Origin of the sequence: Paenibacillus vandeheii, from assembly GCF_030433635.1 — a bacterium.
GTDB lineage: Bacteria > Bacillota > Bacilli > Paenibacillales > Paenibacillaceae > Paenibacillus > Paenibacillus vandeheii.
This window is the reverse complement of record NZ_JAROCD010000012.1, coordinates 195,308-209,469: the sequence shown is the minus strand read 5'-3', so window position 1 is coordinate 209,469 and position 14,162 is coordinate 195,308. Positions and strand designations below refer to the sequence as shown.

Below are 14,162 nucleotides of genomic sequence, written 5' to 3'. Positions count from 1 at the left end.
CTTAAGGAGTAGTCTGCGGGCTGGTTCCCATTCTTACACATCAAATGATCCGTATCGATGGGTCAATAATTAACCTATTCGTATTAGTTCTGCATAACAAAATCTTCATGAATGGCGTTCTCTTCATCAAACGTGCGCAGGATATCATATCTTGTGTTACGCTGCGCCGGAATATAGCCCGACTCCCGAATCAGTTGTGTAATCGAACTAATGTTGACTTTGTACGTCGCGCCTGCAGCAGATACCACATTCTCTTCAATCATGGTGCTACCAAAGTCATTGCAACCAAATTCAAGTGATTTTTTGCCGACTTCAGGCCCCATCGTTACCCATGAGGATTGAATGTTTTTGATGTTGTCGAGTACCAGTCGACTGATCGCTACCGTCTTCAGGTACTCTTCCGGTGTCTGACGCTCCAGCTTCAGATTCGTATTATCCGGTTGGAATGTCCAAGGAATGAACGCCAGGAATCCTTCGGAATCATACTTGTTCGCAATGCACTCATCTTGAGCTTCACGTACACGAAGCAGATGCAATGCGCGCTCTTCCATCGTTTCACCAAGGCCGATAACCATCGTTGCGGTTGTGTTCATACCGATACGGTGAGCTGTCTGCATCACGTCCATCCAATCGCGCCATGAACCTTTCAGACGGCTGATTTTGCGGCGTGTACGGTCATCCAGGATTTCGGCACCACCACCAGGCAGGGAATCCAGTCCCGCTTCGTGAATCGCACGAACAACCTCTTCCAGAGTAAGACCGTCGGATACTTCAACCATTTTCATAATTTCAGCAGGAGAGAAGGAGTGCATCGTAATATTAGGAAAACGCTCCTTGATCGCTTTAAGCAGGTCCGTGTAATAGCTAAACGGCAGATTCGGATTCGTTCCGCCCTGCATCAGAATTTCGGTACCGTTCACGTCTTCGGTTTCCTTGATCTTCTGGAAAATGACTTCATCGGGAAGTACATACCCTTCCTCAGAGCCAGGTCTGCGGTAGAAAGCACAAAAACGGCAGTACACATCACACACGTTCGTGTAGTTGACGTTACGCCCAATAACAAATGTTCTGTATGGTTCGGGATGCATGCGTTTTACAATCACATTGGCGGCTGCCCCGATTTTGTCTACTTCATTCGATTCAAACAGCTGAATCGTGTCTTCCAAGTCCAAACGTTCGCCCCGAAGGGCTTTATCTAAGATACGGTCTACCGTACTCATCGTAAAAAAGCCTCCCTCATGAAGAGAAAATAGTATCACGATCCGTCCCAACTTGTTCATATAGATGAAAGTTTTGGTGGCAACATCGCATTTCTGTACTCCACATATCGTAACACAGGTTACATGTGAAAAAAAGCACCTTATGCGCAGGTGCTTTAAAAATTAATAAAAATGTTTACATATGGTATCTATTTCATTTCTTTTTCAGGCGCGCTCTAACACCCTTGTTTCAATACTACCGACTCTACGAGTCCTGAAGTGCTTGATCCAGATCGGCAATCAGGTCATCGATGTCTTCCAGTCCAACCGAGAAACGCAATAATCCGTCCGTGATTCCCCGATCACGACGAACCTCAGCCGGCATAGCCGCATGAGACATCATCGCAGGATAAGACAAGATACTTTCAACCGCACCCAAACTCACGGCAACAATTGGCAATTTCACACGGTTAAGTACAGCCTTGGCCCGATCGCCTGAACCGACGTCAAACGACACGACCGCACCATACCCGCTTGACTGACGTTCGTGAGCTTCACGGCCGGGATGATCCAGCAGCCCCGGATAAAATACAGCCGTAATATCACTGCGTCCACTGAGCCAGGCTGCCAGCTTGGCAGTGCTCTGTTCACTGTGTGCCATGCGTGCACCCAAGGTCTTCATGCCGCGCATCAGCAGCCAGGATTCCTGAGCACCCAGCACAGTTCCCAGTCCATTCTGCAATTGTTTGAGCTGTCTTCCCAGTGAATCCGTCCGTGCAACAGCTAAACCTGCCAGCACATCACTGTGTCCGCCAAGAAACTTGGTGGCACTATGTACGACAATATCCACCCCGAGCTCGATTGGACGTTGGTAGTAAGGTGTCATAAAGGTGTTATCAAGAATGGAGATTAACTCCTGTTCCTGTGCCCAAGAGGTGACCGCAGCAATATCCGTGATCCGAAGTGTCGGGTTGGATGGTGTCTCCATATAGACTGCCTTCGTATTCGGTTTAAGCGCTGCCTTTACTTCCGCAATATTGGTCATATCCACAAAGGTAGTCTCAATCTGCATCCGGCTCAGAATGGAAGTAAGCAGTCGATATGTACCTCCATATACATCTTCCGTTACAATCATGTGATCTCCTGCGGAGAACATCATGAACACACTGGAGATGGCAGCCATGCCGGAGGAATAGGCGAATCCGCGTGCTCCACCTTCCAATAATGTAATGTAATCCTCCAATGCCTGACGAGTCGGGTTACCCGAACGGCTATAATCATGTTGAGGCGGATTGAAAATATCAAAATGATGGAATGTGGAGGCCTGGTAAATCGGCACGCTGGAAGCCCCGGTTGTTTTATCGATTTCGTCACCGAAATGCAGCAGCTTGGTATCAAACTTCAGGTCGGAATGAACATTCCGATCAGGATTGTTGGCATTATTGTTTTGCTCACTCATGATGCGCTCCTCCTTCAATCTCCTGCTGTGCAGCTGTGAGTGCATTGCCCAGATCGGCAATCAGATCTTCGGCATGCTCGATCCCTACAGAGAAGCGCAACAGACGGTCATCCACACCTACAGCGTCACGAATTTCAATCGGGATATCCGCATGGGTCTGTACCGCAGGATAGGTCATCAACGACTCTACACCCCCGAGGCTTTCCGCAAAGGCAATCAGCTTAATATGACGCAGCAGCGGTTCAACATAACGGGCATCCTTTACTTTGAAAGAGAAAATGCCTGTGTTCCCACTCGACTGTTTATTCTGTATTTCAAATCCGGGATGATCCGACAAACCAGGATGATACACTTCGTTAACGGCTGGGTGTTCCAAAAGATACTTGGCAATCGTCAAGGCATTATACTCATGCCGCTCCATACGAAGAGCAAGTGTCTTCATACCTTTCATCAACTGATAGGAGTCGCTTGGAGACAACACTGCACCAATGGAATTGTGCAGGAATGCCATTTCGGCCGACAATTCTTCCCCTTTGGTAATAATTAATCCGGCAAGGACATCATTATGACCACCCAGATACTTGGTGGCACTATGAATGATGATATCGGCACCGAGTTCAATTGGACGCTGGAAGAACGGAGTCAGTAGTGTATTATCCACAATGGTCAGCAAGTTGTGGCTCTTCGCCCAGGAGCAAACCGCTTCCACATCCGTAATCATCATTAGTGGATTGGTTGGTGTCTCAATAAATACTGCTTTTGTGTTCGGCTGACGGATACTTTCCAGAGCTGCAAGATCATTGGTATCTACGTAACTTGCTGTCACACCGAATCGAGACAGGATGCGTTCAAGCAAACGATACGTTCCCCCGTACAGATCCAGCGATACAATGAGATGATCTCCTTGACCGAATAAAGCAAAAATCGTTTGCAAAGCCGCCATGCCGGAGCTACAGGCAAAACCTGCATCCCCCGACTCCAATGCCGCCGCTGCTTCTTCCAATACTTTACGGGTGGGATTGGTCGTACGGATATAATCAAACCCCGTGCTTTGTCCAAGCTTCGGGTGGCGAAACGCAGTGGATTGATAGATCGGAAAATTAATGGCACCCGTTACCGGTTCATTGATGGACCCGATTTGAGCCAATCGGCTTTCGATTTTCAACTTGTTGTCTTCCATTGCAGCATCCTCCTGTAATGTCGATTAAATTTGCGGACCAATATCGTAAGGCGTCTCTTGATACACATAGTAATTGAGCCAATTAGAGAATAATAAGTTTGCATGTGCCCGCCAGGTGGCTGGAGGTACACAGGAAGGGTCGTCATTCGGGAAATAATGTCTTGGCAGAGCAATATCCATGCCTTTGGATGCATCCCGGTCATATTCCCATTTTAATGAAAGCGGGTCATACTCGGCATGTCCGGTAGCGAAAATTTGTTTGCCGTCTTTGGTAGCGACCAGGAAAATACCGGCTTCCTCCGATTCAGCCAAAATTTCGAGATGTTCATTCTTTTCAATATCTTCACGGCGCACTTCCGTATGTCGGGAATGCGGAACGTTAAATACTTCATCAAATCCACGCAGCAAAGGCACGTTGGATCTGTTGATCGTGTGTGAGAATACGCCAAAACATTTTTCATCCAGCGGAACCTTTGGAACTCCGAAATGATGGTATAAACCCGCTTGGGAAGCCCAACATATATGCATGGTCGAAGTCACATTGGTTTTGGTCCATTCGAAGATCTCCTGGATTTCTTTCCAATAGTTCACGTCTTCAAAATCCATTTGCTCTACAGGAGCTCCTGTAATGATCATGCCGTCAAAACGGCGGTGCTCAATCTCGTCAAAGGTTTTGTAGAACAGGTCCAAATATTCCTGGGATGTGTTCTTGGACGTATGAGACTTCGGATGAACCAGAACGATATCTACCTGAATGGGTGTGTTACCTACCAGACGAAGCAATTGAGTTTCTGTCGTTTCCTTAGTAGGCATCAGGTTTAATATAGCGATACGGAGCGGACGAATATCCTGCTGATAAGCGGATGTCTCGTCCATGACAAAGATGTTCTCTCCTGCGAGTACTTCCTTGGCAGGCAGTGTGTCTGGAATTTTGATTGGCATAGTCGTTCTAACTCCTCCTTGTGCATAAATAGATGCAGCCACTGCGGGTGCGATACGATTCGCTCCGTACAGTTATAGACTGCCATGAGCTTGCCTGCAGGCGCTGAATTGCAACCACATTGCTGGCGGCAAGCTCAAGTTCCTTAGCGAAAATCACTGCTGAGAAGTCGGTGCATATAACAAAGACCTTCCTCGGATTCCGAGAAAGGTCATATGTAAATAGATATGCGCCTCTCTCATCTCTCAGTTACAACAGTGTCAACTTGGACACTTGGTCGCTGCAAGAATTAGCACCGTGCGGTATACCGCCGGTTGCCGGGTTTCATCGGGCCAGTCCCTCCACCTACTCTTGATAAGATTTCGCTTTATTTAATTGTAAAATCTAGTGTGGTTCACCGTTTACTTTAAAACATTAATCCCCTCACGTCAAGGTGTAGTTCAATGTCTGTTCATCTGGATCGGAACCGTTCGTCAGCCGTTGTCATACACTGCTCCAGGGCGCGAAATCGACACATTTTTGCGCTTGAAAGGACTCTGTACCAGCGGTATACTAGACAAGTGTTGTAAACCCTTATGTGAGAGGTGACATATTCAATGGATGGCGACCCGAGGCCTGACTGGCAGCCGAATTCCGACAAACTGCATAGAGAATTGATATCAGCATGCCGGCAGCGGGACGTTACTTCCGTTTGGTTATAAAGCGAACGCAGTCCTGACTTCCAGGATCCGCTGCCGACCGGCTGATCTGTTCTTTTTGCGCCCATATTGATGAAATCCGCCCATTTGGCGGGTGCAGAAGGAGTAGATGAACAATGAAAATCCGGTTGGTAAACAACGGTGTATTTATTCCGGTGGATGACATTCAGCAGGCGCTGACTCCACCAGCGGAGGGATTTTACTGGATTGATGCGGACGTAGACGATTTGGCGGTACTTCAACCGCTATTCATGATGCATGATCTGGCTGTAGAAGACTGCTTGAGTGACGAAGAACAACGTCCGAAGATTGAAATTTATGAGAGCCATTATTTTATTGTTATTAATAGCATTCGTTTTGATGATGAAGAGATTTTTTTACGTGCCGTCAACCTCTTCCTTGGCAGACACTTTATTATCAGTGTGACCAAACAGAAAGTCAGTGAATTGAGAACATTGAAGCCGATCCTGTGGGAACAGGAGATCAGTACGCCGGATAAGCTGTTGTATCTGCTGGTTGACTTGATTGTTGATAATTATTTTACAGTTGGTGACCGGATTGAAGCGCGCATTGAGAAGCTTGAAGAAGATATCCTGATGCATACCAAGAAGTCTCATCTGAATGAGATTATCGGGCTGCGCAGTGAGATTCTATGGCTGAAGAAAGTACTGGGACCTCAGAAAGAGGTCATTAATACACTTAACAAAAAAGATCTGCGTCTTATTGATGATCAACTGCAGAAGTATTTCAGTGACATTTATGAGAATGCTGTGAAAATATCCGAAACCTTTGAGACTTATCGCGACTTGATGGGGAACTTGCGAGAAGCTTACCAATCCAGTATCGCCAACCGGGCGAATGAGATCATGCGTGTGTTCACCGCCATTACGACGGTATTCATGCCGCTGACGGTCATCACCGGCATCTATGGTATGAACTTTACGAACATGCCTGAGTTGAACTGGAAGTATGGTTATTTTGTGGTCATTGGCCTGATGGTGACACTGGGCCTCAGCATGTTCTTTATTTTCCGCAAAAAAGATTGGGTTTGAACTAACAAAGACGAAGCGCTCCTCATCTGGAGAAACGCCTCGTCTTTTTTTGTACGCTTATGAATGACAACTACCGATCTATGTTCAATCTAGCCCGCATGCTGCTCCGTCTCTGTGTGACGACGAAACCGGATTCGAATCATGCGCAGTCTTTCGTAAACCTGCTCCAGATTGCCTCCGCCAGGCTTCTCTTCTCCATACACTTTATGTAACACAGGCTTCAGAAACGTATCTCCCAGCTCCTCGTAGGCGCTCCACACCGCTTCTTGCTCTTGTTCAGGCATGATAGCGAGTTCCGCGTCCAGCAGACAATCTGTGTCATACCCCTCCAGATCCAGTGTCTCCAACAGCTCAATTAGCTCCCGCCGGGATAATCCGGAACGATTCACGATCTCTTCCAGCGTATGCCCTTCCTTCATGCCTTCGAGTACCTGCTTGCGTGTAGTGAATTTGTCTAATTCCTGCTTGTATTTCTGCTCTCTCTGTTTGTACAGCCAGCTCTCATATTCCTGTTCTTTCAGCACCGTATACACCCACTCTAGCGGAAAAGACGTGGAACGTTCCAGTGCATTCGTAAGCTCCAGCCATTCAGCTCCGTACTCGGACGCTTTACTCTCTCCTACGCCAGGCAGTTGCATCAATTCATCTATCGTTTGTGGAACAAATGCACTGATCAGGCGCAACAGCCGATTCGTTGCAATAAAATAAGGGGCCTTCCGATCAGACGCTGCTCTCTTCCTGCGCCATATGCAAAGATCCATATACAGCCCCTCATTGCCATATAATTCACTGTAACAATGAAGACGCTGACCGCCATAGCTGCGCGACTTCAAATCATCATTTTCGTGAAACAAACCCTGCAGCAACGGACGATACCCTTCGCCCATCTGTATCGCTAACTGATGACGATAAACATGCAACAGTTCGTCCCAAGAGCTTCCATCATACCAGATAGCATCTACACGATCTCCTTCCTCATATCGGCTCCATCCCAGATGCCACTCCCCTTCTTCTTCACCAATCCACAGCTGAGCATGCTCTTCATTCTGACCTGACATTCTGGATAACCTGTTCATGAAAATGACTTCCATTTCTTGTCCCTCCTTCAATAGTTCAGCTCGACACAGTCTGTATTGTGCTATCTTGAACAGCACAAAAAACACCTCTCCTGCAAAATCCATGCAAGAGAGGTGCTTCCTCATTAACCGTGCTATGCTGTTGCTCATATATTACCACAATGGAAAAATTCGTCAACCATTAGTTTATAAAGCTATTTACTTGTTCAAAGCCAATTTTGCCAGCGCAAGTGAACCGCACAATCCCGCATTATCACCAAGTCCCGGTGAAACGACATATTGGTCAATTTTGGACTGAAGTGCAGGATGCTGAACGTATCCGGCGAGCAATTCCTGCAATTTGCTGCGAACCATTGGGAACAGATGCTCCTGTTTCATTACGCCACCACCCATTACAATTTTCTGCGGAGTGAGGATCAAAACATAATTCATCAAAGCATGCGCCAGGTAATGCGCTTCAATCTCCCAGGCCTTGTGATCGGCTGGCAGTTCGTAAGCCGGTTGTTCCCAACGTTTATTAATGGCAGGACCTGCAGCAAGGCCTTCCAGACAGTCTCCATGATAGGGACAGAACCCTTCATACGTATCTGCGGGATGTCTGCGTACAATGATGTGTCCCATCTCTGGATGTGACAAGCCATGGACCATTTTTCCACCTACAACTGCACCTGCTCCAATACCCGTTCCAACCGTAATATAAAGACAGCTATCCAGGCCTTGTGCAGCCCCCCAGGTTGCTTCCCCGAGTGCTGCACCATTTACATCTGTGTCGAATGTCATCGGTACATCAAAGTGCTCCTTGAGCTTACCAATCATATTGTACTGTCCCCAATGTGGTTTCGGTGTTGTTGTGATATAACCATAGGTCGGACTTCCTTCAATCGGATCAATCGGACCAAATGAACCTACACCCAAAGCTTCAATGCCTTTACCTTCAAAAAAAGCAATGACTTGAGCCATCGTCTCTTCCGGTGTCGTCGTTGGAAAGCTTACGCGTTCAAGAACTTCTCCTTCTTCCGTACCGATACCACATACAAATTTGGTGCCTCCAGCTTCAATTGCGCCTAAAATCGTCATGTTAGTCACACTCCCAAGTAGTTTAAAATTAAAATGGATCTTCCAATCTGCTCTCTGAACGAAGGCATGGTTAATCCAGTTCAGCAGCTTCGAGCTTGGCCAATCGCTTCAACAAAGACTGCTTCCAGCTGTCGGACAGCGTTGAAATGGCCAGCAACGCACGCATACCAACCGCATCATGCTTCCCCTGATGCATAATTCGATTAGCTTCCAGAATGGTCATTGATGCAGGGTCCGTGCTTATTCGTCTGAATATTGCAGAAGAAGTTACCTCGCCCTCTTGCAATACTCGAAAATAAAATCCGGTATGTCCGCTCTCCTGAAAATAAACTGGCAGCTCTTTGTAATCATACCGGGCACCAAGCTTGAAGCAAGGCTGTCTTGGCTGGCTGACCTGTACTGTGGCTCCTCCCAACTCATACACATCACCAATCCGGACTTCATCCTCCATACAGCCTTCAACGGTTAGATTTTCTCCACAAGCCCCCCAGTCCAGCTTGCGATCCATCAGTTGTTCAAGCGCCGGATAACGACTGTAATCGTATACACAAACCGCCTTATCCGGTCCGCCATGATGCTCCAGATCCGCCTGACCATCTCCTGTCATTCCGGTGAATGACAGGAAGACCGGGCTGGATATGGGATGCTTCACAATGCCGCTCATCACTTCGCGCTTCTGACCAGGTAATGCCTGAGGTTGCCCCACATTTACAGCTAGTACAGCCGTCTTGCTTTCATCTGGCTTCCGGTTGTGTGTGAGTGTCATCTGATCATACCTCCCATAATAGCTTTCTTTTAACGAACAGAGCCACCAAAAACAAGCGTATTACTTAACAAACGGCCCGGGGAAGTAAGCATTTTGCCGCCAGCGTACATGCCTGAAGATGCTCCACCATCCAGATTCATTGCCTGCTTGGCACCGAGCTTCTGCATGACAGCAGCCCATTCTTTGATTGTCGCTCCCGAAACGGTAGCCAGCATAACCGAACCGTCGGCCATAATGGCAATACCGCTTCTTGCGCCGGAGGCATTAAGAATTTTGGTATCCTTGAAGCCCTCACTCGCTGGATTTACGGCAACTTTGCCGTCTTTCACCAGACGCGGACCTGCGCCCACAGCGGTGACTACATCTTGCCAAGGAATCTCTTTGCCTGCTGCGTTGGTGTATTTATAATTCATCTCTACAGTTGAACCAACGGTGAAGCGGTCCGACGAAGATTTCTGATTTCCCGTGAAGACCAGCACCGAGCCATTCTTCGGAATAGCTACATTGGTATTGGGTACTTTCTTGGTGACAATCCCTTTCTCCATCACAACGGCAGTACCTCCCTTGAACCCAACGGTGGATCCCCGCTCTGGCGTGTATAACATCGTAATACTCGCATTTGCGGAAGGGGTTCGGTTGATAAAGGTCGCATACCAACTGCGTGATTTCCCTTCTGTATCTGTTACTTTACCCGTGAGACTCACTTGAAGCGAATCCATGATGGCCGAGCCATCTTCCTTAAATCCGATCGTTGTTCCGTATCTTCCAATATGTATAACCTTGCCATTTGCTATTAACATGCCGTATGGATCTGGAGCTCCGTTATAAGCTTCAAAAAACGCTCCATTAATGGCTGCTTGTGCTCCATAAGCCTTGACAATCGAAGGTAATGTTGCAGTCTGACCGACCTGCTTCTTCGCTAATCCTACGGTAACTGGTGTACCCTTGGGAATACTAACCGTCTGCACGGTAAAACTGCGTCCTGCTGCGTTTACTTTCTGTACTTTGGTGCTAATTGCCGCTTTGGCATCTACTGTCTGTGGAGCACTCACCGCTCCTGAAAGGATTACAGGCAAAGCAAGGACGAGGGCCATAGCCCCTGTCCACCACTTTTTGCCCGTCCGTTTTGTCTGCATACTACTCACCCAATTGCCACTCCCATCCAAGAGCCTAGGCTCTTCATCTCAAGTTGTTCGAACTTGTCCATCACCATATCCGGGTCAAGACGCAATTCACATACATCCAGTGCACAAGCTACCGGAACTGCACAGTGAATCTCTGCCAGTTTGCGAGACAGATGAAGCATGTCGAGATCATTCTCAATCTTGTTACGTACCGAAGTTGTAAGCTTATCCATATTGTCCAGGATACCTTCAATGGAGCCAAACTCCTGCACAAGCTTCAATGCCGTCTTTTCTCCAATGCCCCGTACCCCGGGATAATTGTCACTGGCATCGCCCATCAGACCCTTCATGTCAATCACTTGACGTGGTGTGAGCTGTTTCTCCGACATCAGGGATTCAGGCGTATAGACCATGTAATTGCCATGACCTTTTTTCATAATAATAATGCTAGTGCGGTCATCAATCAGCTGCAGCATATCGTGGTCACCCGTAAGTACCATCACGTTCATATCCGTATGCTCGGTGTAATACTTGGCAAGTGTACCGATGCAATCATCAGCCTCATATCCTTGAGCGCCAATATTCGGAATATTCAAACTATCCATCACTTCACGAATCAGAGCAAACTGAGGAATCAGATCATCCGGAGCTTCCGGACGGTTCCCCTTGTACGCTGCATACTCTTCACCGCGAAACGTCTTGCCCCCCATATCCCAACAGCATACGACATGACTTGGCCCAAAGGTTTGAACCGCATCCCAGAAATAACGGATAAATCCGTATACTGCGTTGGTTGGCACGCCTGCCTTTGTACGTCTGATATATCCGCTTGCAGATGTTGCATAGAATGCACGGAACAACACCGCCATACCATCTACCAGCAACAAAGTAGGTTCATTACGTTGATTCACTTGATTTTGTTCTCTCCTGTCCTGATTCCATAGAAAATTGAACTAAAGAATATTTACACTTGCCACTCCGATGACAGAACAACCTTCTGATCGCTGTTATCCCCAGATTTTTTTGATTCCCTTCTTCAAAAGGGAAAATCCGGTGATAAAGGCGAACGCTCCGCTTCCTCAGGTTATTTCCGTCCTCTCCGTTCTCGTGTAAATCTTTAGCTAAGTTTCTATAGCAAATAAAATATCGAACTAATTCTATCATTATAGCATAGTTCCGCCAAGGATCGACCAGCCAAAAAAGCCCTGAAATTTGAACAATCAGAGCTTTTTTCACCTTGGTTCATTTAACAATATGAAATCATTCAACTATAAATTACGCGTTGTTCCATTCCTGCTCATAGGTGTCTTTCTTGAACCCTACGGTCACTTTATGACCATCCGTAACGATTGGACGTTTGATCAGACGACCATTGGAAGCCAGCAAACGAATCTGCTCTTCTGCGGACAACCCCGGCAGCTTGTCCTTCAATTGCTGCTCCTTGTATACTTCCCCACTCGTATTGAAGAACTTCTTCACTTCAAGTCCGCTCTTCTGAATCAAGTCACTCAATTCTACTTCGGATGGTGGTGTGTCGAAAATAGGGATTAAGTCCAGCTCATGGCCCTGTGCCTCCAGCCATTTTACAGCTTTGCGGCATGTGCCGCATTTTGCATATTGATATACTTTCAGATTACTCATTGTTATTGTCCTCCTGAAATGCTCCGGTTTCGGTTTCTCGCTTCCCTTGGTTTGCTTCGCAAATCCAAAAGTCGCTCCAAACCGATACCATCGCACTGTAATTGTGAACCGCTTTGCGAATGAAAAAAATATCCATTCGGCTATATGATTTTAAGATCAAAAACCTTAAAACCTTAAAACCTTAAGACCTTAAGACCTTAAGACCTTAAGACCTTAAGACCTTAAGACCTTAAGACCTTAAGACCTTAAGACCTTAGCCTACGGCATTTTGTTCGGGTGCGGTTGCATCCCTCACATAGGTTCATCTAACTAAAACCATTGATAGACAGCAGGGCACCGTGCACTGAGATGCTACACAGCGCAAATCACAGGCCGATTCACAGTATTTTATAATGCTTCTCTAGGAGATGCCTCAACATCCAGGCGTGCCCCCAATGCCGCCATATCAGCGGGTAAAGGGGCATGGAACGTCATCCGTTTCTGCAAAATGGGATGGTCAAACGACAGTTCGCATGCATGCAATGCCTGACGGTCAATCCAAGTGTCTCGTTCCTGCCGAACAGCCATGGTCTGCTCATTGATCTCATGTACGGGAAGGGTCTTGTACATCCGATCCCCGATTAACGGGCAGCCGATTGATGTCATATGTACCCGTATTTGATGCGTTCTGCCGCTCTCCAGCTTCAGGTTCACCGCGCTGGCGCTCCCTGCCGCCCATCGGGCGACTGTCGTGTATAACGTTCTTGCTGCATATCCGTCAGGTGTAACGATTCGACGATGGGGCTCTGCGGGATCACGATCGATCGGGCCATCGATGGCCCCCTCTTCTTGGGCAGGACTACCGTGCACAAAGGCAATATACTTTTTGTCCACCGTTCCTGCAATCATCTGTTCAGACACATGCTGATGCACATATGGATTTTTCGCGATTGCCAGCACACCCGAAGTTTCCTGATCCAGTCGATGAATCGGTCTGAAGCGAAAACGCTCGCCTTTGGACTTCCAATAATGGACTACCCCGTTCGCCAATGTACCTGTGTAATGCCCATGTGTTGGATGCACGATGACACCGGAATCCTTGTTCACGATAAGCAAGTGCTCGTCTTCGTACAGTATCGTAAAGGGGATCGGCTCAGGCAAAATATCATCAGACTCCTCCTGTTCCATCCGGACTTCCAGGACGTCACCTGCACTAACTTTGACGCTGATGTATACCCGCTCGCCATTCAACATAATTCCCTGCTCCGTGAGTTTGAGTCTCGACAGGAGCTTGCGCGAAACCTGCAAACGACGCTGAAGCACAGTCTTCAGCAGCCAACCCTCTTCATGTTCGGGAACGGTGTAAGTCAGTGGTGAATAATAATCGCTCATTCGTTGTCTTTGCGACGGAATACTTTTTTGCTCCGCACATACTCAATATCCGCTACCTGTTGTCTCGCATTGGCAGTCCGTGCAACAACGAAGAAATAATCAGACAGACGGTTCAAATAACGTCGTACGGAAGGGTTGATATCCGTATGCTGTCCGAGTGTAACGGCGCGGCGCTCAGCACGGCGACATACCGTACGGCAAACATGTAATGTGGAAGAGAGCAGACTTCCCCCAGGCAAAATAAACCGTTCTACCTTCGGATTCTCGGCATCGTACTGATCAATCCATTGTTCAAGCCGGGTGACCATCTCATCCCGTACTTTATATTTGGTTTCGCTAATTTTTACAAAGGCTAGATCAGACCCACAATCAAACAATTCTTGCTGAATTTCGAGCAAATGTTCACGCAAATCTTCAAACTCTCCATTGGCTTGATCAATAAAACTGATCGCCTGCCCAACAAAACAATTCAGCTCATCAATTGTCCCGTAAGCTTCAACTCGGTCATCGTCCTTGATGACCCGTCCTCCAATGACCGAGGTCTGTCCCTCATCACCTGTTCGTGTATATATGCCCATT

The 14,162-nt window shown here is 47.4% G+C and carries 13 protein-coding genes and 1 riboswitch; of the genes, 1 reads left to right on the top strand and 12 read right to left on the bottom strand.

Annotated features, from left to right (window positions below):
* Nucleotides 1-83 precede the first annotated feature (83 nt).
* From mqnC to metA, 4 genes are all read right to left on the bottom strand, one after another.
* A complete protein-coding gene (gene mqnC, locus P5G61_RS23715) occupies nt 84-1,220 on the bottom strand; it encodes a cyclic dehypoxanthinyl futalosine synthase (RefSeq protein ID WP_024629023.1) in 1,137 nt (378 codons plus the stop codon).
* A gap of 244 nt (nt 1,221-1,464) precedes the next feature.
* Nucleotides 1,465-2,658 (bottom strand): trans-sulfuration enzyme family protein, encoded by a 1,194-nt coding sequence (locus P5G61_RS23710; RefSeq protein WP_285074731.1) that lies wholly within the window; start codon nt 2,656-2,658, stop codon nt 1,465-1,467.
* Nucleotides 2,651-3,838 (bottom strand): aminotransferase class I/II-fold pyridoxal phosphate-dependent enzyme, encoded by a 1,188-nt coding sequence (locus P5G61_RS23705; protein WP_024629021.1) that lies wholly within the window; start codon nt 3,836-3,838, stop codon nt 2,651-2,653. The genes P5G61_RS23710 and P5G61_RS23705 overlap by 8 nt, the downstream gene beginning before the upstream one ends.
* A gap of 24 nt (nt 3,839-3,862) precedes the next feature.
* Complete coding sequence (metA, locus tag P5G61_RS23700; protein ID WP_301248673.1) at nt 3,863-4,780, bottom strand: homoserine O-acetyltransferase MetA; 918 nt, start codon at nt 4,778-4,780, stop codon at nt 3,863-3,865.
* Between the two features lie 233 nt (nt 4,781-5,013).
* Nucleotides 5,014-5,139, bottom strand: a riboswitch (SAM riboswitch).
* 453 nt (nt 5,140-5,592) lie between these two features.
* Here metA and corA point away from each other — a divergent pair.
* Nucleotides 5,593-6,528 (top strand): magnesium/cobalt transporter CorA, encoded by a 936-nt coding sequence (corA, locus tag P5G61_RS23695; protein ID WP_024629019.1) that lies wholly within the window; start codon nt 5,593-5,595, stop codon nt 6,526-6,528.
* An 89-nt stretch (nt 6,529-6,617) separates the two neighbouring features.
* Here the strand turns inward: corA and P5G61_RS23690 are convergent, their stop codons facing one another.
* From P5G61_RS23690 to P5G61_RS23655, 8 genes are all read right to left on the bottom strand, one after another.
* Nucleotides 6,618-7,619 (bottom strand): HRDC domain-containing protein, encoded by a 1,002-nt coding sequence (locus tag P5G61_RS23690; RefSeq protein WP_301248672.1) that lies wholly within the window; start codon nt 7,617-7,619, stop codon nt 6,618-6,620.
* 183 nt (nt 7,620-7,802) lie between these two features.
* Nucleotides 7,803-8,681, bottom strand: coding sequence for an ROK family protein (locus tag P5G61_RS23685; RefSeq protein ID WP_301248671.1), 879 nt, complete (start codon nt 8,679-8,681; stop codon nt 7,803-7,805).
* Nucleotides 8,682-8,751: 70 nt separating this feature from the next.
* Nucleotides 8,752-9,447: an MOSC domain-containing protein gene (locus P5G61_RS23680; protein WP_301248670.1), complete on the bottom strand. Its 696-nt coding sequence runs from the start codon at nt 9,445-9,447 to the stop codon at nt 8,752-8,754.
* A 29-nt stretch (nt 9,448-9,476) separates the two neighbouring features.
* Nucleotides 9,477-10,583: a phosphodiester glycosidase family protein gene (locus P5G61_RS23675; RefSeq protein WP_363325764.1), complete on the bottom strand. Its 1,107-nt coding sequence runs from the start codon at nt 10,581-10,583 to the stop codon at nt 9,477-9,479.
* A 5-nt stretch (nt 10,584-10,588) separates the two neighbouring features.
* Nucleotides 10,589-11,482, bottom strand: coding sequence for a 5'-3' exonuclease (locus P5G61_RS23670; protein WP_301248668.1), 894 nt, complete (start codon nt 11,480-11,482; stop codon nt 10,589-10,591).
* A gap of 364 nt (nt 11,483-11,846) precedes the next feature.
* Nucleotides 11,847-12,212 (bottom strand): arsenate reductase family protein, encoded by a 366-nt coding sequence (locus P5G61_RS23665; protein ID WP_301248666.1) that lies wholly within the window; start codon nt 12,210-12,212, stop codon nt 11,847-11,849.
* Between the two features lie 387 nt (nt 12,213-12,599).
* Entirely contained in the window at nt 12,600-13,583 is a 984-nt protein-coding gene (locus P5G61_RS23660; protein WP_301248665.1) for an RluA family pseudouridine synthase, read from the bottom strand.
* Nucleotides 13,580-14,161: a cob(I)yrinic acid a,c-diamide adenosyltransferase gene (locus P5G61_RS23655; RefSeq protein ID WP_024628349.1), complete on the bottom strand. Its 582-nt coding sequence runs from the start codon at nt 14,159-14,161 to the stop codon at nt 13,580-13,582. Before P5G61_RS23655 ends, P5G61_RS23660 begins: the two co-directional genes overlap by 4 nt.
* Nucleotide 14,162: the final 1 nt, after the last annotated feature.

Excerpts from the sequence above, each read along its gene's own strand:
- P5G61_RS23705 (WP_024629021.1), bottom strand. The coding sequence starts at position 3,838 with ATGGAAGACAACAAGTTGAAAATCGAAAGCCGATTGGCTCAAATCGGG.
- P5G61_RS23665 (WP_301248666.1), bottom strand. The coding sequence starts at position 12,212 with ATGAGTAATCTGAAAGTATATCAATATGCAAAATGCGGCACATGCCGC.
- P5G61_RS23675 (WP_363325764.1), bottom strand. The coding sequence starts at position 10,583 with ATGCAGACAAAACGGACGGGCAAAAAGTGGTGGACAGGGGCTATGGCC.
- P5G61_RS23655 (WP_024628349.1), bottom strand. The coding sequence starts at position 14,161 with ATGGGCATATATACACGAACAGGTGATGAGGGACAGACCTCGGTCATT.
- mqnC (WP_024629023.1), bottom strand. The coding sequence starts at position 1,220 with ATGAGTACGGTAGACCGTATCTTAGATAAAGCCCTTCGGGGCGAACGT.
- P5G61_RS23690 (WP_301248672.1), bottom strand. The coding sequence starts at position 7,619 with ATGGAAGTCATTTTCATGAACAGGTTATCCAGAATGTCAGGTCAGAAT.
- P5G61_RS23660 (WP_301248665.1), bottom strand. The coding sequence starts at position 13,583 with ATGAGCGATTATTATTCACCACTGACTTACACCGTTCCCGAACATGAA.
- corA (WP_024629019.1), top strand. The coding sequence starts at position 5,593 with ATGAAAATCCGGTTGGTAAACAACGGTGTATTTATTCCGGTGGATGAC.
- metA (WP_301248673.1), bottom strand. The coding sequence starts at position 4,780 with ATGCCAATCAAAATTCCAGACACACTGCCTGCCAAGGAAGTACTCGCA.
- P5G61_RS23710 (WP_285074731.1), bottom strand. The coding sequence starts at position 2,658 with ATGAGTGAGCAAAACAATAATGCCAACAATCCTGATCGGAATGTTCAT.
- P5G61_RS23680 (WP_301248670.1), bottom strand. The coding sequence starts at position 9,447 with ATGACACTCACACACAACCGGAAGCCAGATGAAAGCAAGACGGCTGTA.
- P5G61_RS23685 (WP_301248671.1), bottom strand. The coding sequence starts at position 8,681 with ATGACGATTTTAGGCGCAATTGAAGCTGGAGGCACCAAATTTGTATGT.